Genomic DNA, 19,879 nt, shown 5'->3' with positions numbered 1-19,879 from the left:
TTCATTTATTTTCTCAATCTCGTTCAATCTTATCATATCGGTATAACTTGGCAAAAGACAAATTACCTTTTTAATGAGGGAAAAATAGCTTGATACCAAAGCCGATTAAGATACAGCCTCCTAGTAATTCCCCGTAAGAACCGATATAACGTTGAAACTTCGCACCCATGATCAAACCCATCCATGATAGCACCATACTGACCATGCCGATCATTAAGACTGTTAAAGCCGTTTTTGCCCCGAGCATCCCAAGGCCAAGACCTGCTGAAAAGCTATCTAGGCTAACACTAATCGCAAATAGGAAGAGCCCCCAACCGATTGGACTGACAGACGAGCTTCGTTCCGAGTTAAAAGATGAAAGGACCATTTGTAAACCAATAATAAAGAGAAGACCGCCACCAATAAAAGTTGTGACCATACCAAAATAGGTGGAAAGGAATTTCCCTGCAATGATTCCTAAAAGCGGCATAATGATATGAAAAAGTCCAATAATAATGCCAATATGAAAGATTTTTCTTAATCGCAAGCCAAGCATCCCCATCCCTAATGCAACAGAGAAAGCGTCCATCCCTAGCGCGCTTGCCATGATGAATAATGTGAACCATTCACTCATTTTGCCACCACTCCTTGAACGTGCTACTCCAAATCTATGCACGTCCAAATCGAAATAGACATCCTATGCACTCCAGTGGCAGCAATAAGAAAAGCTTGAACCGAGACCAGACTCGAATCAAGCTTTGATAGTATCGTTATTACACTATTTTTCCACCGGCTGCTTTCTCAAGCCGGTTCATAATCGCAATACCAAGACCGCTGCATGGAAAACTTTCTGCATAGATAATCTCAGCTCCCTCGCGATCAAACAAGCGCAATCCATCATATAATGCATTCGCAACAGAAGACAGATTCTCACGGCGCCCGCAAGTAACGATTACATCCGCCTCATAACTCGTCGCATTCTCTTCGGTTGTTAATACGCCCACGCGTTTACCTTCAGCTTTAGCCTGTTTTACAAGCTGTCTGATTTGCTCACGCTCGCGAACAAGAAAGAGTGCTCCAGACGGGGCATAGTGCGTGTACTTCATACCCGGTGACATCGGCGCTTCATCAGGCGTCCGTAAAGCTGGATCGACTTTAACCTCGCCGATAACAGCTTCAATCTCTTCTTTCGTCACTCCACCAGGACGATAAAGCACTGGCACCTGCTTCGAGCAGTCTAAAACCGTTGATTCTAATCCAACACCCGTTTGCCCTCCGTCGACAACACCAACAATTCTACCATTTAAGTCGTGTAAAACATGCTCTGCGGAAGTTGGACTTGGCTTACCCGACAAATTAGCACTTGGTGCAGCGACAGGCACGGCACAAGCTTTGAGCAGTCGGCTTGCTACTGGATGATCTGGCATTCTCACCGCAACCGTATCAAGACCAGCCGTCACACTTTTTGCGACGGCTGCTTTTTTCTTAAAAATAAGCGTCAATGGCCCTGGCCAAAAGTGTTCAATTAATTTTTTTGCTAGCTCTGGTACTTCTGTGACGAGATCTGTCAGCTGACTTTGATCAGCAATGTGAACGATTAACGGATTATCGCTCGGACGACCTTTCGCCTCAAAAATTTTCCTAACAGCCTGTTCATCTAATGCATTGGCACCGAGTCCATACACAGTCTCTGTCGGAAAGGCAACTACCTCTCCTTTTGTTATCCACATCGCTGCTTCTTTTATCTGTGCGGAACTTTCTTTATTATCAACCTGCTTATCCACAGTCCAATATTTTGTCTGTTTATAACTCACGTCTCATCGCTCCTATCTTCTCCATTTTGCAAGGGATGTCTATTGATGTCAACATAAGACAAACATTTCGACAAAAAGCCTTATTTTATAAGGATATCTCCAATTTACAACTATCCTACGTCTTCTTTTTCAACATGTTTTTTTATTAACAACCAAAAACAGGTTATCCACACATGTGGATAACCTGTAGATAACTACCTGTTTAGTTTCAGTTATCAACATCTAATAAAGAACACGCCCACACTTTCGTTTCTACTTTCATGTTCTTTTGAAAATGAGGCGACATGCGAATCTTCTCTGGCACATTTTTCTCATGAACATGGCGAAAACCAAGCTGGTGAAATAATGAATTCGTCCCTTTTGAACATAAATAGATTGTTTCAATATCTTGCTCCTTGGCGTACGTTAGAGCAAGCTGTAAAAATTCTAAGCTGAGTCTTGCCGTCCACACAGGCGAGTCAAGGACAAGTGAACGAAGTAGCCCATCCTCTTCATACTTCTCTATTCCTACAGTACCAATGATTTTACTGTCTTCATCGCAGACAACGAGGAAGCGATCTATATGCTGTTCAATTCCGTCTTCACGTAGCCCAGCCTTAGCGACTAACCGCTGAAGAGACAATAAATCTTTCTCTTCAGCTTTTCGTACGACGATACTCATGCACTCCACCCTTTCGTCCAACCTACTTAGTGGATATATATGCCGAGCTTGTACGACTTAGACCTCTTCAGAAGAAAAAATCCGTTCAACCAGACTTTCAAAAAGCTCTACAACAAAGAAGGAAACCTCAACCTCATCATTCGCTGGTTGTTCTTCTGTTTCCGTTGACGTAGCACGATCCGCTTCTACCGCTTCCCCATTAGCCATTTCTAAAAAACATAATGGCGGGAACAAGACACACCACCAGTTCTCACCTTTCCCTTCACCAAGGGTAATTAAAACAGCATCATACATGCCCGCAGGATAAACTAGATTGCCATACAATTTTGTCGGGAATTGCACTTCCGAAAAACTGACTTCATATGTTTGATTGAGTCCTAGCTTTTTTAGTTCAACAGCTACAATTTCTTCAATAAGTGGAATGTTTGCTTTGATCGCCGTTTTTGCTTCTTCTAGATCGGTGATATCTGTGACCCATGTTGTGATCGCAGCATTTACTTCATCCCGAATTTCGCGTTTTACCGCTTGATCACTGACCGCATCACTATTTGCTAGTATACGGAGACGGATCGCTTCTTCTGTGCTCACTTCTTGATGAAGGGATGCAACAGCGACCGCACTTTGTTCTTCCCAGCTTACTAATAAAACGAATAAAGAGAATAATAGATAAATAATAACAGTTGGTTTCATTTTTTGGCACCGCCCTTTCACCACCTATTGTGGACAGGACGGTGCCTCTTTAAACCTACGAATCTTCGACAAAATCAAAGTCTTGTCATCTTCCCATATGCGAACACCATTCGTTCTTTACCACTGATGTCAAGTGAGATCTTCGTTTTTGCACAAGGAAAAGCGTTAGCTAACATCTCTTTTATCACCTCGGCCTGACCTACTCCTACTTCCAATGCGACAATCGCTTGGCCCTTTAAAACGAAAGGAAGCTGTTCTATCAAACGACGGTAGAGGACAAGACCATCTTCGCCACCAAATAACGCGAGGTGAGGTTCATGATCTCTCACATGAACGGCCAGTTCACCTGCATCTGTTAACGGAATATATGGAGGATTAGAAACGACGATTTCGACCTTTTTTCCTTGTTCAATTAAGGGCTCTAGTAAGTCTCCGTGTAAAAATGATACCTTTGCTGCAAAATTTTTAGCATTTTCCTTAGCAACGACTAATGCCTTCTCAGAAATATCGATTGCCAGTACGTCGAGTGTCTCATCTTCTAAAGATAGCGTGACAGAAATAGCACCACTGCCAGTGCCTACATCGACAAGCGTAACTCGTTCATCTCCAAAAAGCTGCTCTTTCATCTTTCCAACCTCTAAAACGAGTTCTTCCGTCTCAGGACGTGGAATGAGTACATCCTGATTCACGATGAAGCGCCGACCGTAAAACTCTTCATAACCGATCAAATGCTGCACAGGGATGCCACTGGCATGACGCTTTAGGTCTTCCTTCAATCTTCCCACAACTTCTTCTGCTATTGGATCATGCAACATCATTAACAGCTTTGAGCGGTCAACTTGCAAGTAGTGACGAAGCAGCCATTCAGCGACAGGCTGCTCAAGCTCTCGCTCTGCTAAAAAAGAAGAAGCCCAACGAAGGGCCTCATGAATCGTTTTACTCATCTTATTGCTCAGCTCTCTGCATTGCTTCTGCTTGCTCTTCTAAAATAAGAGCATCGATAATTTCATCGAGCTTCCCTTGCAAAATTTGCTCTAACTTTTGAATCGTTAACCCGATACGGTGATCCGTTACACGACTTTGCGGGAAGTTGTACGTACGAATTCGCTCAGAACGGTCACCTGTTCCAACAGCAAGCTTCCGATTTTCATCGTATTCTGCTTGAACTTCGCTTTGGATTTTATCATAGACACGTGCGCGAAGAACCTTCATCGCTTTTTCTTTGTTCTTAATTTGCGATTTCTCATCTTGACACGATACAACGGTGTTCGTAGGGATATGCGTTAAACGGACAGCAGACATGGTCGTGTTAACACTTTGTCCCCCAGGACCACTTGATGTAAATGTATCAACACGAACATCTTTATCGTGAATCTGAACCTCGACTTCCTCTGCTTCTGGCAAAACAGCAACGGTTGCTGTTGACGTATGAATGCGTCCACCTGATTCTGTTTGCGGGACACGTTGAACACGATGAGCACCATTTTCGTATTTTAATTTCGAGTAAGCCCCAGCACCATTTACCATAAAAATAATTTCTTTATAGCCACCAAGCTCGGTTGATGTCGCTTCAATAACTTCTGTACGCCACCCTTGCGCTTCTGCAAAACGGCTATACATTTTATAAAGATCTCCAGCAAATAGCTGTGCTTCATCCCCTCCAGCTGCACCGCGAATCTCAACAATAACGTTTTTATCATCGTTCGGGTTTTTTGGAAGAAGAAGAATCTTCAAACGCGCTTCAAGCTCTTCTTTTCGATCTGCTAGCTCTTCTAGTTCTTCTTTCACCATTGCATGCATGTCATCGTCGAGCTTTTCTTCAAGCATCGCGCGTGCATCCTTATGTTGCTGATTGACTTCTTTATACTCACGATACACTTGTACCGTTTCTTGAATATCTGATTGTTCCTTGGAATATTCACGTAGTTTCTTTGTGTCATTAATGACATCAGGATCACTAAGTAACTCATTTAATCGATCATAACGGTCTTCTACTGATTGTAAACGATCTAACACGGCTTTCACCTCATTAATATTTCCAGTCCTATAACAGTCTAATTATAGTATAGAGCGATTGCCTGGTCAATGTGAGCAAGGAGGCGATCTGAATAAAACAACTACCAAAACGTTTATGCGCTTAGTTTTTTTAAAAAAAGGGAATAACTGAAGAGAAAATGAATGAGGTGATCTAAAATGAGGTATGTCATTATAGGCGGGGATGCGGCTGGGATGAGCGCAGCGATGCAAATCGTTCGACAGGATCAGGAAGCTAAAGTCACGACACTTGAAATGGGTGTGATTTATTCTTATGCCCAGTGCGGCCTACCTTATCTTGTCGGTGGTATTGTTGATTCAAGTGATTCCTTAATTGCTCGCGATGTCGAGACATTTCGCAACAAATACGGGATTGATGCGCGGGTCAATCATGAGGTCAAGCATGTAGATACCGAACATAAGCGAGTGTCAGGTGATGACTTCGAAGTGGAATATGATAAGCTGCTAATCGCAACGGGAGCTAGTCCGATTATGCCTCCTTGGGATGGATCGGATTTAAAGGGAATTCATACGATCAAAACCATTCAAGATACAGAAGCTTTACTAGCTGATTTAACAGAGGATGTCAGACATGTTGTAGTGATTGGCGGTGGTTATATTGGGCTTGAGATGGTCGAGAATTTAGTTGAAATCAGCAAGCAAGTCACCCTTGTTCAGCGCGGCTCGCAGCTAGCAACCATTTTTGATGAAGATCTTGCTGAAAAAATTCATGATGAGGCCAAGTCCCATGGTGTCGAATTAAGATTAAACGAGTCGGTGAAAGGCTTTAAAGGAGAGAATTACGTCTCCCATGTCGTAACAGATAAAGGAAACATTAAAGCCGATGTCGTCATTGTGGCAACTGGGGTCAAACCAAATACCTCTTTTCTTCAAGATACAGGAATTCATCTTCATCCTAACGGTGCGATAAAGGTCAATCACTTCATGGAAACGAACATAGAAGATATTTATGCTGCGGGTGATTGCGCGACTCAGTATCACCGCGTGAAAAAGCGAGATGATTATATTCCCCTCGGTACTCATGCCAATAAGCAAGGGAGAATTGCAGGACTCGTAATGGTTGGCAAGCCCAAGCCGTTCCAAGGCGTTGTCGGTACTTCAATATTAAAATTTTTTAACTTAACACTTGCTCGCACTGGTTTATCGTCACGGGAAATTGAGAAGCAAGGGTATCCTTATCAAACAGTCACAATTGATAGTCGCGATATCGCGGGCTATTATCCCACACCTGAACAGATGACTATTCGTCTTTGTTATCATACCGAAACCGAGCAACTACTAGGAGGACAAATCATCGGTAAGGCTGGTGTTGATAAACGGATTGATGTTCTCGCAACCGCCCTTTTTCATGAAATGAGAATTGGCGAACTTGAAGATTTAGATTTAGCCTACGCCCCGCCCTATAACGGTGTATGGGATCCCATTCAACAAACAGCCCGCCGCAGGTAAACAAGACAGTTGAGCAAAATGCTCAACTGTCTTGTTGTGATTAAATCATTTTTCAGAGCGGAATAAGACTTTTTTAAGCCAAATAAGGAGTTTATGATCGGAAACAACTTGGCCTCCTCATGATTAGCCAAACTCCCTTTCGCGTTGCTATTCGTTCTTTTCCCTCACATGAATTCTATACCTCGGAACCTCTTGCAAAAGTGCTCGCTTCACTTTACCAAGCTTCTCTTGTTTCTCTTCTTCACTTAAGCCTTTTGGTAACGTAACATTCACGAATGCATGGCTCCCAGCAAGCATAACCATACCTGTCTCAAGCCCAAATTCATCATGAATAATATGATGAATAAGCTGTTGGTCGTTGCCAAGATGCCTTCGGTAGCGATTCATTGTTTTAAAGCTCGGACTTGTATTTTCTTCTCCACCAAAGCGATATCTCGGTTCCTTTCGAATGTTGCCATAATTTATTGGACCAGGACCAAGTAAGCCATAAGTGATTTGTTGTGCCTGTAACGGTTGGTCTCTTGAAGAAATACGTTGTCCTTCCATCGTAGACTGATCATTGCAGCCTGTAACAAGAAGCAAACCAATCAGCAAACTGCTTGTCCATTTTACGTTCAAGCTAAGCACCTCCATGCTGCCAAAATGGGGCTGCATGAATAGTATGCCCGAATGTTTAAACAGGCCAACTGTAAGTTTTCACCAGACCTCTCAAAAGATTTGCGAATATTCACAGACCACTCCTGAAAATAATAAGTGAAACGCCAACACATCAACGAAATTTATTTTTTAGAGTCCTTAAAAAACTCAATTAACGGTCTCGTTGTGATAAATAACGCAGCTATAACTAACCAGCTAAATGATAAGTAAAACCACCCCTTAAAAAATTGCAAGCTATAAACATAACCAGTCGAAAACATAATCCCTGGCCATATTACGACTAAAACAAGACTTAAACCAATAGCCCACCTCGTACATAACTTCGTGTCTTTCATTAGTTGTTTTTCATCCATGATTCTATCCCCCTCTAGCATTAAGCTGCGTGATCATCAAAGCTTTTAAATTTATCTTTTAACGATTCAAAATCAAATTCCTTAGAAGAAAGTAAACCATGTCCGATTGAAATAATTCCGCTAACAAGAAATACAGTCACATTTCCAAAAAGCATGGCATGAAGCTGACCTAATGACTCAACGTTAATTTGGCCTGATAATAAATAGGCAGTCAGATTCCAAACAACAATTCCACTGATCATGCCACATAAAGCACCGTAAAACGCCCCTTCATTCGTTGCACGTTTCCACATCAGCCCAAGCGTTACTGGAATAACAGCTCCACTTACAAAGATCCCCATTGCCATATAGACAAACCCAAGTCCAATACCAACAGAGAAAAGTAGAATCGAAAGTAATCCCATTGCTAACCCGAAGCTAAGAGTCACTTTACGAGACACACTAAGTAATTTTTCACTACTTGCCTTCGGATTAATCGATTGACGATAAATATCTGTCACAATAATATTTGTAATTGCCGTTAATTCAGCTGCCCCCGTAGACATAACAGCCATAAACAACATCGCTAAAAATAGGATTGAACCAACATCACCTAAAATATAAGCAGCCATAGCAGGTGCAATGGCATCTGGAGAGTTCACAGCAACCCCTAGACCAGCAGCACTCACCCCTAAAACCGTTGCAACCGCAAACGGAATAGAAAACCATGCAATCCCTCCATAGATGTAGGCTTTAGAAGCCGCACTATTCGTACTAGCAATCGCTCTTTGCCAGTAAGCTTGGTCAACAAACACCGTTCCAAAATTACCGATAATATTAATCATTCCAAATAGCAATCCAGGTATCGAAGCCATTGTTAACATTTGCGCTGATTCTGGCAACGCTTGTAACCCTTCATATATAGGTGTAATACCAAACTTATAATGAACCGCTACCGCAAAAATGATAAGGACAAGAAAGATCATAACCGTATTAAAATAATCTGCGATAAAGGATGCTTTTAATCCACCAATCATCGTGTAGATCGTAAACGTTAACGGAATAAGAAATGCTGCGATATAAATATTCATACCCGTCAATTGGTTTAACGCAATCGCTCCCCCAAGGATCACCATAGACGTTACGATAATATTCGTCATCAGTGCAAATACGAGCATTAGTTTATGATTTTTTTTATCAAAGCGTTGTCCGATAAATTCCAAAAATGTATGAGCGTGTGGTGCTTTTCTCTTTAAATGAATAGCGACAATTGCAAATAATAAGATTTGAATCGTAGCACCAGCAGCATACCAAAATGGACCACTAATCCCATATTGATATCCAGTTGAGGACGACATCATAAGTGTCGCAGCCCATGTCCAAGCCGCTATAATGGAGGCGCTAGCTAACCCAACACCTACACTTCTTCCAGCTGTACTAAATTGCTCTGCCGTCATCTTCGTTCCTTGACGACGTTGAATGGCAACTGTCACTCCAGTAAAAAAAACTCCAAAAATAAACAAAATAAGATATCCAACACTCGGCGTTAACATAGTATCCCCCACTCTATTTATCAAAAAATAATCGAATCTTTCATTTTATTTAATTTAAAACAAACCAATAGAAATTTAATATTTTCAATCTTCTGATTTTAATGCCCGTTCTTTACTACGGTGTGAAAAAAACCACCTTATCCTCTCTTTTAGTTATACTGTCTATATCCTTTTCTCAATGAACAAAGATTACCATTACCAAAAGCCATATTCTATCGACTTGTCAGATAGTCTAACAAATTTTTTTTGGTTAAAATATACAAAAGATATATAGTATTCATTTGTACTCGTTTTATATAAATACCAAAAAAGCCGAATGTCTTTTACTTTCATTAAGACATTCGGCTTTTTTATATTTTTTATGATAATAAACAAACGATCATTGAATATTAATTCATCTCACCAGATTGTATAGCAACAACAAGTTGCGGACGATTTGGGACATCATGACAATGACGACAGCGCGGCTCATATGATTCTGATGCACCAACTAAGATAATTGGATCCGTATAGGAAGCAGGTTTCCCGTCGATCAAACGCTGAGTTCGACTGGCTGGTGAACCACAGCAAGGGCAGACCGCTTGAAGCTTTGTCACTTCTTCTGCTAATGCCAGTAGCGGCTGAATTGGACCAAACGGTTCTCCGCGAAAATCTTGATCTAGTCCAGCACAAATAACTCGCTTTCCTCGATTAGCAAGCTCATCAACTACACCGACAATATCCTCATCGAAAAACTGTACCTCATCAACAGCTACAACTTCCGTGTCTTCCTCCACTAAATCAAGAATTTCAAGTGAAGTCTTTACAGGCGTCGCACAAACCTTCGTGCCATTATGAGAGACAACTTCTTCTTCACTGTAGCGGTTATCAATTGCTGGCTTAAATACTTGCACCGTCAGTTTACCGTAGCTCACACGACGCACTCGTCTAATGAGTTCTTCTGACTTTCCAGAGAACATGCTCCCACAAATGACTTCAAGCCAGCCTTCCTGCTTCATTCTATGCATTGCTATTCCCACCTTACCAAATAATCTAAAAACATCTATTTCCGTCCTTGATCAACGAGAGATGACAACTCCCTCATTGATCGATCATTTTATTATAAATGGATCATCACCATAAGTATTGTTCCTTATTTCCCATCTTACTAACGCATTTCTTTGCAAAAAAAACAGGCAAGAGCTGTGCGCTTGCCTGTTCGCTTATCCAATTTTACTGCATGTTGTACTTCTTCTTAAATTTATCAACACGTCCGCCAACATCGTTAAGCTTCTGCTTACCAGTGTAGAACGGGTGAGAATCCGCACTAATTTCAACTTTTAGAAGTGGGTAAGTGTTGCCATCTTCCCATTCAATTGTTTCATTAGAACCTTTTGTAGATCCGCTTAGAAATTTAAAGCCAGTGCTTGTATCTAAGAAAACTACTTTTTGGTAATTTGGATGGATTTCTTGTTTCATTACTTTCATCTCCTTTTGCCCTGAATCTTTTCGAAACAGAGTTATCTAATCACACATGTCGAAATTATAACAAGCAATAGGATGAAATGCAACTCCCTTTTCTGGAAAAACTGCATTTCATTTCTCTAGATCTTCTTATGAGCGCTTGCGACTTTGTCGATTCATTTCCTCTTCCATTGCTTCAAAGAAGTCAACATTTGTTTTCGTATCCTTGACGCGACGGATAAAGTGATCGACAAACTCAGGGGAATCATTCATTGTCTTACGAATAGCCCAAAGCTTCTCAAGTTGATTCTTTGGTAAGAGTAGTTCTTCTTTCCGTGTTCCAGAACGACGAATATCGATCGCAGGGAAAATACGACGTTCTGCCAATTTACGGTCAAGATGCAACTCCATGTTACCTGTTCCTTTAAATTCCTCGTAAATGACATCATCCATTCGTGAGCCCGTTTCAACAAGAGCCGTTGCTAGGATCGTTAAGCTTCCGCCCTCTTCAATATTACGAGCTGCCCCGAAAAATCGTTTTGGACGATGGAAGGCAGCGGGATCAATCCCCCCCGAAAGTGTTCGTCCACTCGGTGGAATCACAAGATTATACGCACGAGCGAGACGGGTAATACTATCCATCAGAATCACAACATCCTTACGATGCTCAACAAGTCTCATCGCCCGTTCTAACACAAGCTCTGCCACTTTTATATGATTCTCAGGTACTTCATCAAACGTTGAACTAACGACTTCTGCCTTTACAGAGCGCTCAATATCCGTTACTTCTTCTGGACGCTCATCAATCAAAAGGACAATAAGTTCGACATCAGGATGGTTCTCAGCAATACTATTTGCAACTTCTTTCATAAGCGATGTCTTACCTGCTTTTGGAGGCGCAACAATTAAACCACGCTGTCCAAACCCTACTGGTGAGACCATATCGATGATGCGTGAAGAAACGCGTCCTGGTGCTGTCTCTAACTCTATTTTCTGTTCAGGATAAAGTGGAGTAAGGGCAGGAAAATGAGGCCGTTCTCGAGATGTTTCTGGCGCGTCACCGTTCACTGCTTCTACGTGCAGTAGCCCATGATAACGCTCATTTTCTTTTGGAGGACGTACTTTACCTGAAACCTTATCACCATTACGCAAGTCAAAGCGACGAATTTGCGAAGCAGAAATATAAATGTCTTCTGAGCTTGGCATGTAATTAATCGGACGTAAGAAACCAAAACCTTCCGATTGAATGATTTCAAGCACACCTTCCATAAACATTAAACCATCCTGCTCTGCCTGTCCTTTTAAAATGGCAAATATTAGCTCTTTTTTCGTCAACTTGCTGTAATACGATATTTTGTATTCTCTAGCAAGTTCATAAAGCTCTTTTAGCTTCATATTTTCTAAATCTGAGATATGAACTCCCATTGTTACACCACGCTTCTATAATTAATAAATCGATCGACGCTTCTCGTAAAGTTCTTGATAAGCGCAATCAGATTGTTTTTGTTAAACTACATTGTATAGGAAACTCAATTCTTGCTTGAAAAAGATCGTATCTTTCTCGCTCTTTATAAAAAAAGACCTTTCTAAAGTGTAAAGGAAGAATGGAGGGTTCATGGAGATGAAAACGGTGAATATTACGATAAAAAACGAACGTACATACTATTTTCATTTTAACCATAATTCATTATAATATTCAAAGCGTATTTATGAAAGAGGGGATTATACCAATTATTTAAGAAAAAAAGAAAAAGCTGACTCAGCGTGTCTGACCAATTTCGAATGTCGCTACTACAATAGATCACCGAAAAGGCGATTACCCACCTAGATCTATTTGCGATTCTAGAGTTCTAAGGTCAGACTATCTCGCTATAAGTCAGCTAGAATGTTCAAAAAGTGTTTTAACGAATGACTAAATCTGGTTTCTTCTTCATGCTGTGCTTTCCATCAACAAATCGAACAGTTCCTGATTTTGCTCGCATAACGATCGATTGAGTCGTTGCAGTTGAACCGTTATAACGTACACCCTTCAGTAGTTCACCATCTGTTACACCTGTCGCCGCGAAAATACAATCATCACCTCGAACAAGGTCATCCATGTATAATACTTTATTGACATCCTCAATGCCCATTGCGATACAACGTTGTAATTCCTCATCATTTTGAGGTAGAAGCTTACCTTGAAGCTCTCCACCTAAGCATTTCAAGCCAACAGCCGCTAAAACGCCTTCAGGAGCACCACCAGAACCTAGAAGCATATCGACACCAGTATCTTCAAAGGCTGTATTGATAGCCGCTGCTACATCACCATCAGAAAGCAATTTGATACGTGCACCAGCTTGTCGAACTTCTTCAATGATCTTTTCATGACGCTTGCGGTTCAAAATGACAACGACAAGGTCTTCGATATCCTTGTTTTTCGCCTTTGCAACCGCTTTTAAGTTATCGATCACTGGGGCATTGATATCAACCTTACCAACAGCTTCTGGACCTACGGCGATCTTATCCATGTACATGTCTGGTGCATGAAGAAGGTTACCATGATCGGCAACAGCCAAAACAGCAAGAGCATTCCACTCTCCGTATGCGACGATATTTGTCCCTTCAAGCGGGTCAACCGCAACATCTAGTCTTGAGCCATAACCATTACCAAGCTTTTCACCAATATAGAGCATTGGCGCTTCATCCATTTCTCCTTCTCCAATGACAACAGTTCCTTTCATCGGAATGGTATCAAATACATCGCGCATCGCTTCTGTCGCAGCCCTGTCTGCCTCTTCTTTATTCCCGCGTCCCATCCAACGACCTGAAGCAAGAGCAGCAGCCTCTGTTACGCGGACTAGCTCCATTGATAGACTTCTTTCCATACTAACCTTCCCCCTCTACCCTTATTCTGTTATCGCTTCTAGTTCTTGACTTGATCTAACTCTTCTTCAGTCATCTTTTCACGCCATATTTTCGCACCAAGACCAATTAATTTTTCTTCTAAATTAGCATAGCCGCGATCAATATGCTCAAGACCTGAAATTTCGGTAATTCCATCAGCAAGGAGACCAGCAACAACAAGCGCTGCACCAGCACGTAAGTCACTAGCTCGCACTTTAGCTCCCTGCAGCTTCGTACTTCCGTTAATAATCGCTGAACGCCCTTCTACTTTTACATTTGCACCCATTCGTCTTAATTCATCAATATGCTTAAAGCGTGCGTTGTAAATTGTATCAGTGACAATACTTGTTCCCTCAGCCTGTGTTAACAGACTTGTGAGAGGTTGTTGGAGATCCGTCGGGAAACCAGGGTAGACAAGTGTCTTAACATCGATACCCTTTTTCTCACCACTGTTATGTATGAGCAAACGATCATCCTCTACTTCAATCGTCACACCCATCTCTCTCATCTTGGCAATCAGTGATTCGACATGGTACGGAATAATGTTATCAATGATCACTTTTTGTCCCATTGCAGCAGCTAAAATCATGTACGTACCCGCTTCAATCCGGTCTGGAATAATTGAGTGTCTGCATCCTTTTAAGGAATCGACACCATCGATCCGAATGACATTTGTCCCTGCCCCTTTAATCTTTGCACCCATACTTGTAAGCAAGGTTGCAACATCAATAATTTCTGGCTCTTTGGCTGCATTTTCAATGATCGTTTGACCTTTTGCTCTAACAGCTGCTAGCATAATATTAATCGTCGCCCCGACACTCACAACATCGAGATAAATTCTTGCACCTCGAAGCTCCTCAGCGCGCAAATAAATCGCGCCTTGCTCATTTGTTACTTGCGCACCAAGTGCTTCAAAGCCTTTAATATGTTGATCAATTGGTCTTGGACCCAGGTTACATCCACCCGGAAGTCCAATGACCGCTTTTTTAAATTTTCCAAGCATTGCGCCCATTAAGTAATAAGAGGCGCGTAACTTTTTTACTCGTCCATTTGGAAGAGGCATCGAAATCATTGTTGCTGGATTAACCGTAATTTCATGAGTTCCTAATTCTACCTCTCCCCCAATTTCTTTGAGCAATTCAGCTAATAACTGCACATCAGAAATTTCTGGTAAGTTATCAATTGTTACAATGGAGTCAGCGAGTATTGCAGCTGGAATAAGCGCAACTGCACTATTCTTTGCTCCACTTATTTGAACCGTTCCTTCTAACGGGTGTCCGCCTTCAATCATTAATTTATCCATAATCGCATCCCTTCCATTAGTGCTCATTCACTAAGACACGTTGATAGCTATTTCTATTCCCATTATAACCACAATAAGGAGAAAGTAACGAGCTTTTCTGTGTCTGAATTGTATAGAAAATGTTCACATGATTCCAAACAAGGGAGTTGAAAAGTGGATTTAACGATTATTCCAATCAGCTAAAAATTTCTCAATTCCTTGATCCGTTAATGGGTGCTTTGATAGTTGTTGAATAACATTAAATGGAATCGTTGCAATGTGCGCTCCTCTACGTGCAGCTTCGGTTACATGAACTGGGTGACGCACTGAAGCTGCAATGATTTCAGTCGGAATGCCATGAATAGCAAAGATTTCGGCGATTTCTGTAATAAGGTCTAAACCATTATGACCAATATCATCAAGACGGCCAAGGAATGGTGATACATATGTCGCTCCAGCACGTGCAGCAAGTAAAGCTTGAGTCGCTGAGAAAACAAGTGTCACATTCGTTTTAATTGATAGCTCTGAAAAAGCATGAACAGCCTTCAATCCTTCAGTCGTCATTGGAACCTTAACTGTAATATTTGGAGCGATTGCAGCAAGCTCCTTTCCTTCGCTAATCATTCCTTCAGCATCAAGCGCAATAACTTCTGCACTAACTGAGTCTGAGACAATATTCGTAATTTCGCGAAGTCGATCATGGAAATTGACACCTTCTTTTGCAACAAGTGATGGGTTCGTCGTTACTCCCGCCAGAATCCCTAATGCTTTCGCTTCTTTAATTTCGTCAATGTTTGCTGTATCAATAAAAAATTTCATCTTTCTTCACCTCATATATTTAATAAAATAATCGATTTTCGTCGTAGCGTTTACAAAATTGTATATTCAGAATACAAAATGTAAAATGAGCGTTAGAATGACATTAAAAGCAGTTCAAAAGAACTGCTTTTACGTCTGCGCAATCATTATGCTTTATTTGAAGAACCAAATTCTTGCATTTTGCCTTTCACGGTTGCTTTAATAGCATCACGTGCAGGTCCTAAATATTTACGTGGATCATATTGATTTGGATTTGCATCTAAAAACTCACGAACAGCTTTAGCAGAAGAAATCTGACTTTCAGTGTTTACGTTGATTTTTGCATGTCCAAATTCAATTGCTTTTTTAATATCTGAAGTCGGGATACCCGTACCACCGTGTAGTACAAGTGGAATTCCTACCAACCCATCAATTTCCTTCATGCGGTCAAACCCAAGATTCGGCTCACCTTTATAAGGTCCGTGAACAGAACCAAGTGCAGGAGCAAAGCAATCTACTCCAGTTGCTTCAACTAATTCTTTACACTCTGAAGGAATAGCATATGCTGCGTCTGCATCGTCAACAACAAGATCATCTTCTTGCCCGCCGATACGTCCAAGCTCAGCTTCAACAGATACACCAAGAGCATGTGCAACTGCAACAACTTGCTTAGTGATCGCAATGTTCTCTTCTAAAGGATGATGAGATCCATCAATCATAACAGAAGTAAATCCTGCGTGGATCGCTTCTACACACTTTTCGAAACTAGAACCATGGTCAAGGTGAATGGCCACAGGAACTGTTACTTTATACTCTTCCATAAGAGCTTCAACCATTTTAACAACTAGTTTGAAACCACCCATGTAACGAGCAGCACCTTCAGAAACACCAAGAATTACAGGTGATTTTTCCTCTTCTGCCGCTTGCAGTATTGCTTGTGTGAACTCAAGGTTATTAATGTTGAATTGACCAACTGCATAACCTTCTGCCTTTGCTTTGTTAAGCATGTCTTTCATTGATACTAAAGGCATTGAATTTCCTCCTTTATGTGTGAGCATTATCATAGATAACGAGCATTTCCTCATTAACTAGGTCATCGTATCCATTTAACAAGGTTCCCTTTTAAGCCAGTAAATATCCAAGTTATCTATGTATGAGAGACCCTAATAAATAAAGCCATATCTATAAAAGCTCCATTGATTGAACGTGTCCATTATAGCACACTCACTTAAAAAAACACGCCTTTGTGCAAGGAATCTTAAAGTTTTTTGTAAGTAAGCGCTTCACTTCAAAGAATAGACAGCGCGGGCGTTTAAACGGCTATACATTTCTTAATAACCTCTCTAATATCATCAATATCAAACGGTTTCGCAAAGTGAGTAATCGCACCTAAATTCATTGCTTCGTTAATTAAATTTAACTCTCCATAAGCCGTCATCATGATGACATTAATATGAGCATGGTCCTCTTTAATTCGTCTTAATATTTCGAGCCCGTCCATACCTGGAATTTTCATATCGAGCAAAACAAGATCAGGTTGTTCCTCTTCGACAATTTGCAAAGCCTTCACCCCATTTGCTGCCTCAAACATTTTGTAACCGTCCTTTTGAAGGATTTCACAAAGTAACACACGAATTCCATATTGGTCGTCTACGACAAGAATCTTCTGCATCTTAGCCACTCCTTTTTTATCTTTGCTGTTAATTCAAAAATTCTTCATGTATAAATATGACTACTAACAAAGACTCATTATTCCTCCACCAATCTCTATTCGTTACGCCTCTTCAAATTCCTGCCGATTATGATAAAGGAAAACGTAAAGTGTCCGACAATCATATCAATATTTGTCGAAACTAATTTATGCCAGACTTTGCCCCTTCATTTTTCTACGTTATAATGGCAGGTACTAGAACGAAACTTAAAAGGGGATTAGATTGGCCATGTTGAAAATGTTTACGACACAACTTATCGGACTACTGAAGGGCATTCAAGAACGAGAGGATTTAGCTATGGAGGATGCCGCTCGTCTGCTTAGTCAAGCACTTATCGGAGAAGGATACGTTTATCTATACGGAGCAGGTGAAATGAACGCCATTACCTCTGAAGCTCTTTATGGGAAGGAACGATTACCTAAATTTTTGTCCCTCTTTGATCAAGATAAAATGGTGGATCTGAACTCGACAGATCGCGTTCTTCTTCTGACAAGATCCTCAGCCGACAAAAATGTTCTTGCTTATGCAAAAGAAGTCGCACTCAAACAGATTCCAATTGTTGTCATTTCTTCTATCGATGAGCATGACCGCGAACTTGTTGATCTTGCAGATGTTCATCTTGACTTGAACCTTACAACAAGCCTTGTTCCAACCGAAACGGGCGAGCGTGTTGGCTACCCAGCATCATTGGCTGGTCTATATGTATATTTTTGTTTGTATTTACTAATCAATGATTTCCTAGAAGAGTATGAATAAGTAGAAACGAAAAGAGGCTGTCATTTGATCAGCCTCTTTTCGTTCGCTTTTCTTACAAATAGTCAAAAGTCGACCTTTGAAGACATCTTGTTATTTCTTTAATGAAGCGCCGATAAATTCTCTGAAAAGTGGTTGTGGGCGCGTTGGTCTTGAAGTGAATTCTGGATGAAACTGTGATGCGATGAAGAACGGATGATTATTTAACTCAATAATTTCTACGAGTCGACCATCTGGGCTCGTACCTGAGAAAATAAACCCTTTTTTCTCCATTTGCTCGCGGTATTCATTGTTGAACTCATAACGATGACGATGACGCTCATATACAATTTGCTCATTATATGAAGCCTCCGCAAGGGAACCTTCCGTAAGCTTACAAGGGAATAAGCCAAGACGAAGCGTTCCACCCATATCCTCGATATCCTTTTGCTCTGGAAGCAAATCAATAATTGGATATGGAGTTTCAGGATTTAATTCAGCAGAATGCGCACTTTCTAAACCAAGAACATTACGTGCATATTCAATTGATGCTAGCTGCATGCCAAGACAAATTCCAAGGAATGGCACATTGTTTTCTCGCGCGTAACGAATCGCGGAAATTTTCCCTTCAACACCACGATCTCCAAATCCTCCTGGAACAAGGATTCCGTCAGCAGACGCTAATATTTCAGCAACATTCTCATCCGTTACATCTTCAGCATTAATCCAATCGATTTCAATATCTGCATCAAATGCATAACCAGCATGACGAAGGGCCTCTGCTACTGATAGGTAAGCATCTGGCAACGCCACATATTTTCCGACTAAAGCAATTTTGACTTTTTCTGATAGGTTTTGTACTTTTTCAACAAGTGCTGTCCATTCTGTCATATCAGCTGTTTTGCAAGAAAGCTTCAAGTGATCACATACAATCTGATCAAGCTTCTGAGCTTGAAGATCAAGCGGTACTTGATAAAGTGTCTCTGCATCACGAGCTTCAATTACAGCATCTTTATGAATATCACAGAATAATGCAATCTTTTCCTTCATCTCTTGTGGTACTGGTCTTTCAGTACGGACGACAATAACGTTTGGTTGTATACCAAGACTTCTAAGCTCTTTTACACTATGTTGTGTCGGCTTAGACTTCATCTCCCCTGCAGCTGCAAGATAAGGAATAAGCGTACAGTGAACATACATCACATTGTCAAAGCCAACATCACTCTTAATTTGACGAATGGCTTCAAGAAACGGCAAGCTTTCAATGTCACCAACCGTTCCACCAATTTCAGTAATGACAACATCTGCATTAGTCTCGCGTCCAGCTCTAAACACTCGCTCTTTGATCTCATTGGTTACATGTGGAATAACTTGAACCGTACCACCTAAATAATCCCCACGACGCTCTTTTTTCAAAACCGTTGAGTAGATTTTACCCGTTGTCACATTGCTGTTCTGACTTAGATTGATGTCGATAAAGCGCTCATAGTGACCAAGATCTAGATCTGTTTCAGCCCCGTCATCTGTTACGAACACTTCCCCATGCTGATACGGACTCATTGTTCCTGGATCGACGTTAATGTAAGGATCAAATTTTTGAATCGTTACTTTTAACCCGCGATTTTTCAATAAACGTCCAAGCGATGCGGCTGTGATTCCCTTACCAAGCGATGACACAACGCCACCTGTTACAAAAATATACTTTGTCGCCATTTTATCGTCTCCCTTGATTTAAATAAATAATTATGAGGTCATGCGCTATTTAGAAAAGGTAACCTTCTTAAAGTATAAATAAAAAAACAAAAGTGACAGCTCACCCTAGAAAGGGGGCGCACT

Annotated in this window: 20 protein-coding genes; 2 read left to right on the top strand and 18 right to left on the bottom strand. The window is 41.1% G+C overall.

The genetic code is table 11. The features are described from left to right. Nucleotides 1-70: 70 nt before the first annotated feature. The 6 genes from IQ10_RS00970 to prfA form a co-directional block, all read right to left on the bottom strand. Nucleotides 71-613 (bottom strand): manganese efflux pump MntP, encoded by a 543-nt coding sequence (locus tag IQ10_RS00970; protein ID WP_144448611.1) that lies wholly within the window; start codon nt 611-613, stop codon nt 71-73. 139 nt (nt 614-752) lie between these two features. Further along, nucleotides 753-1,793: an L-threonylcarbamoyladenylate synthase gene (locus IQ10_RS00965; protein WP_144448610.1), complete on the bottom strand. Its 1,041-nt coding sequence runs from the start codon at nt 1,791-1,793 to the stop codon at nt 753-755. A 208-nt stretch (nt 1,794-2,001) separates the two neighbouring features. After that, on the bottom strand, nt 2,002-2,454 hold the full coding sequence (locus IQ10_RS00960) for a GNAT family N-acetyltransferase (protein ID WP_144448609.1): 453 nt from the start codon (nt 2,452-2,454) through the stop codon (nt 2,002-2,004). Between the two features lie 57 nt (nt 2,455-2,511). Then, on the bottom strand, nt 2,512-3,144 hold the full coding sequence (spoIIR, locus tag IQ10_RS00955) for a stage II sporulation protein R (RefSeq protein WP_144448608.1): 633 nt from the start codon (nt 3,142-3,144) through the stop codon (nt 2,512-2,514). 74 nt (nt 3,145-3,218) lie between these two features. Continuing rightward, nucleotides 3,219-4,088, bottom strand: a complete 870-nt coding sequence (prmC, locus tag IQ10_RS00950) for a peptide chain release factor N(5)-glutamine methyltransferase (RefSeq protein ID WP_144448607.1) — start codon at nt 4,086-4,088, stop codon at nt 3,219-3,221. Nucleotide 4,089: 1 nt separating this feature from the next. Continuing rightward, nucleotides 4,090-5,160 (bottom strand): peptide chain release factor 1, encoded by a 1,071-nt coding sequence (prfA, locus tag IQ10_RS00945; protein WP_144448606.1) that lies wholly within the window; start codon nt 5,158-5,160, stop codon nt 4,090-4,092. Nucleotides 5,161-5,337: 177 nt separating this feature from the next. Here prfA and IQ10_RS00940 point away from each other — a divergent pair, with 177 nt between their 5' ends. After that, complete coding sequence (locus tag IQ10_RS00940) at nt 5,338-6,648, top strand: FAD-dependent oxidoreductase (protein WP_144448605.1); 1,311 nt, start codon at nt 5,338-5,340, stop codon at nt 6,646-6,648. A 147-nt stretch (nt 6,649-6,795) separates the two neighbouring features. Here IQ10_RS00940 and IQ10_RS00935 read toward each other — a convergent pair whose 3' ends face one another. The 11 genes from IQ10_RS00935 to IQ10_RS00885 form a co-directional block, all read right to left on the bottom strand. Further along, nucleotides 6,796-7,266, bottom strand: coding sequence for a hypothetical protein (locus IQ10_RS00935; RefSeq protein ID WP_144448604.1), 471 nt, complete (start codon nt 7,264-7,266; stop codon nt 6,796-6,798). 161 nt (nt 7,267-7,427) lie between these two features. Further along, the gene (locus tag IQ10_RS00930) at nt 7,428-7,658 is read right to left on the bottom strand and encodes a hypothetical protein (protein ID WP_144448603.1); all 231 of its coding nucleotides are present in this window, start codon (nt 7,656-7,658) and stop codon (nt 7,428-7,430) included. A gap of 20 nt (nt 7,659-7,678) precedes the next feature. Continuing rightward, nucleotides 7,679-9,190 (bottom strand): sodium:solute symporter family protein, encoded by a 1,512-nt coding sequence (locus IQ10_RS00925; protein WP_144448602.1) that lies wholly within the window; start codon nt 9,188-9,190, stop codon nt 7,679-7,681. 389 nt (nt 9,191-9,579) lie between these two features. After that, the gene (locus IQ10_RS00920; RefSeq protein WP_144448601.1) at nt 9,580-10,197 is read right to left on the bottom strand and encodes a thymidine kinase; all 618 of its coding nucleotides are present in this window, start codon (nt 10,195-10,197) and stop codon (nt 9,580-9,582) included. A gap of 205 nt (nt 10,198-10,402) precedes the next feature. Beyond that, nucleotides 10,403-10,648: a type B 50S ribosomal protein L31 gene (locus tag IQ10_RS00915; RefSeq protein ID WP_144448600.1), complete on the bottom strand. Its 246-nt coding sequence runs from the start codon at nt 10,646-10,648 to the stop codon at nt 10,403-10,405. Nucleotides 10,649-10,783: 135 nt separating this feature from the next. Beyond that, a complete protein-coding gene (rho, locus tag IQ10_RS00910) occupies nt 10,784-12,058 on the bottom strand; it encodes a transcription termination factor Rho (RefSeq protein ID WP_144448599.1) in 1,275 nt (424 codons plus the stop codon). A gap of 476 nt (nt 12,059-12,534) precedes the next feature. After that, nucleotides 12,535-13,500, bottom strand: a complete 966-nt coding sequence (gene glpX / locus IQ10_RS00905; protein WP_144448598.1) for a class II fructose-bisphosphatase — start codon at nt 13,498-13,500, stop codon at nt 12,535-12,537. Between the two features lie 38 nt (nt 13,501-13,538). After that, complete coding sequence (murA, locus tag IQ10_RS00900) at nt 13,539-14,822, bottom strand: UDP-N-acetylglucosamine 1-carboxyvinyltransferase (protein ID WP_144448597.1); 1,284 nt, start codon at nt 14,820-14,822, stop codon at nt 13,539-13,541. A 159-nt stretch (nt 14,823-14,981) separates the two neighbouring features. Further along, nucleotides 14,982-15,620: a fructose-6-phosphate aldolase gene (gene fsa / locus IQ10_RS00895; RefSeq protein WP_144448596.1), complete on the bottom strand. Its 639-nt coding sequence runs from the start codon at nt 15,618-15,620 to the stop codon at nt 14,982-14,984. Nucleotides 15,621-15,766: 146 nt separating this feature from the next. Further along, nucleotides 15,767-16,630 carry a class II fructose-1,6-bisphosphate aldolase gene (gene fba / locus IQ10_RS00890; protein ID WP_144448595.1) on the bottom strand — a complete coding sequence of 288 codons (864 nt, stop codon included), beginning with the start codon at nt 16,628-16,630 and terminating at the stop codon, nt 15,767-15,769. Between the two features lie 281 nt (nt 16,631-16,911). Continuing rightward, entirely contained in the window at nt 16,912-17,271 is a 360-nt protein-coding gene (locus tag IQ10_RS00885; RefSeq protein WP_144448594.1) for a response regulator, read from the bottom strand. A 268-nt stretch (nt 17,272-17,539) separates the two neighbouring features. Here IQ10_RS00885 and IQ10_RS00880 point away from each other — a divergent pair, with 268 nt between their 5' ends. Further along, nucleotides 17,540-18,067: a DUF2529 family protein gene (locus tag IQ10_RS00880; RefSeq protein ID WP_144448593.1), complete on the top strand. Its 528-nt coding sequence runs from the start codon at nt 17,540-17,542 to the stop codon at nt 18,065-18,067. A 90-nt stretch (nt 18,068-18,157) separates the two neighbouring features. On the opposite strand, the gene pyrG is transcribed toward IQ10_RS00880, so the two are convergent. After that, nucleotides 18,158-19,756 (bottom strand): CTP synthase, encoded by a 1,599-nt coding sequence (gene pyrG / locus IQ10_RS00875; RefSeq protein ID WP_144448592.1) that lies wholly within the window; start codon nt 19,754-19,756, stop codon nt 18,158-18,160. Nucleotides 19,757-19,879: the final 123 nt, after the last annotated feature.

This window comes from Halalkalibacter nanhaiisediminis (genome assembly GCF_007830185.1).
Taxonomy (GTDB): Bacteria; Bacillota; Bacilli; order Bacillales; family Bacillaceae_D; genus Halalkalibacter; species Halalkalibacter nanhaiisediminis.
This window is presented reverse-complemented; position numbering and strand designations above follow the sequence as displayed.

Coding starts and splice junctions, on each gene's coding strand:
- IQ10_RS00970 (WP_144448611.1), bottom strand. CDS start 613: ATGAGTGAATGGTTCACATTATTCATCATGGCAAGCGCGCTAGGGATG.
- IQ10_RS00960 (WP_144448609.1), bottom strand. CDS start 2,454: ATGAGTATCGTCGTACGAAAAGCTGAAGAGAAAGATTTATTGTCTCTT.
- spoIIR (WP_144448608.1), bottom strand. CDS start 3,144: ATGAAACCAACTGTTATTATTTATCTATTATTCTCTTTATTCGTTTTA.
- prmC (WP_144448607.1), bottom strand. CDS start 4,088: ATGAGTAAAACGATTCATGAGGCCCTTCGTTGGGCTTCTTCTTTTTTA.
- IQ10_RS00940 (WP_144448605.1), top strand. CDS start 5,338: ATGAGGTATGTCATTATAGGCGGGGATGCGGCTGGGATGAGCGCAGCG.
- IQ10_RS00930 (WP_144448603.1), bottom strand. CDS start 7,658: ATGGATGAAAAACAACTAATGAAAGACACGAAGTTATGTACGAGGTGG.
- IQ10_RS00925 (WP_144448602.1), bottom strand. CDS start 9,190: ATGTTAACGCCGAGTGTTGGATATCTTATTTTGTTTATTTTTGGAGTT.
- IQ10_RS00920 (WP_144448601.1), bottom strand. CDS start 10,197: ATGCATAGAATGAAGCAGGAAGGCTGGCTTGAAGTCATTTGTGGGAGC.
- IQ10_RS00915 (WP_144448600.1), bottom strand. CDS start 10,648: ATGAAACAAGAAATCCATCCAAATTACCAAAAAGTAGTTTTCTTAGAT.
- rho (WP_144448599.1), bottom strand. CDS start 12,058: ATGGGAGTTCATATCTCAGATTTAGAAAATATGAAGCTAAAAGAGCTT.
- glpX (WP_144448598.1), bottom strand. CDS start 13,500: ATGGAAAGAAGTCTATCAATGGAGCTAGTCCGCGTAACAGAGGCTGCT.
- murA (WP_144448597.1), bottom strand. CDS start 14,822: ATGGATAAATTAATGATTGAAGGCGGACACCCGTTAGAAGGAACGGTT.
- fsa (WP_144448596.1), bottom strand. CDS start 15,620: ATGAAATTTTTTATTGATACAGCAAACATTGACGAAATTAAAGAAGCG.
- fba (WP_144448595.1), bottom strand. CDS start 16,630: ATGCCTTTAGTATCAATGAAAGACATGCTTAACAAAGCAAAGGCAGAA.
- IQ10_RS00885 (WP_144448594.1), bottom strand. CDS start 17,271: ATGCAGAAGATTCTTGTCGTAGACGACCAATATGGAATTCGTGTGTTA.
- IQ10_RS00880 (WP_144448593.1), top strand. CDS start 17,540: ATGTTGAAAATGTTTACGACACAACTTATCGGACTACTGAAGGGCATT.
- pyrG (WP_144448592.1), bottom strand. CDS start 19,756: ATGGCGACAAAGTATATTTTTGTAACAGGTGGCGTTGTGTCATCGCTT.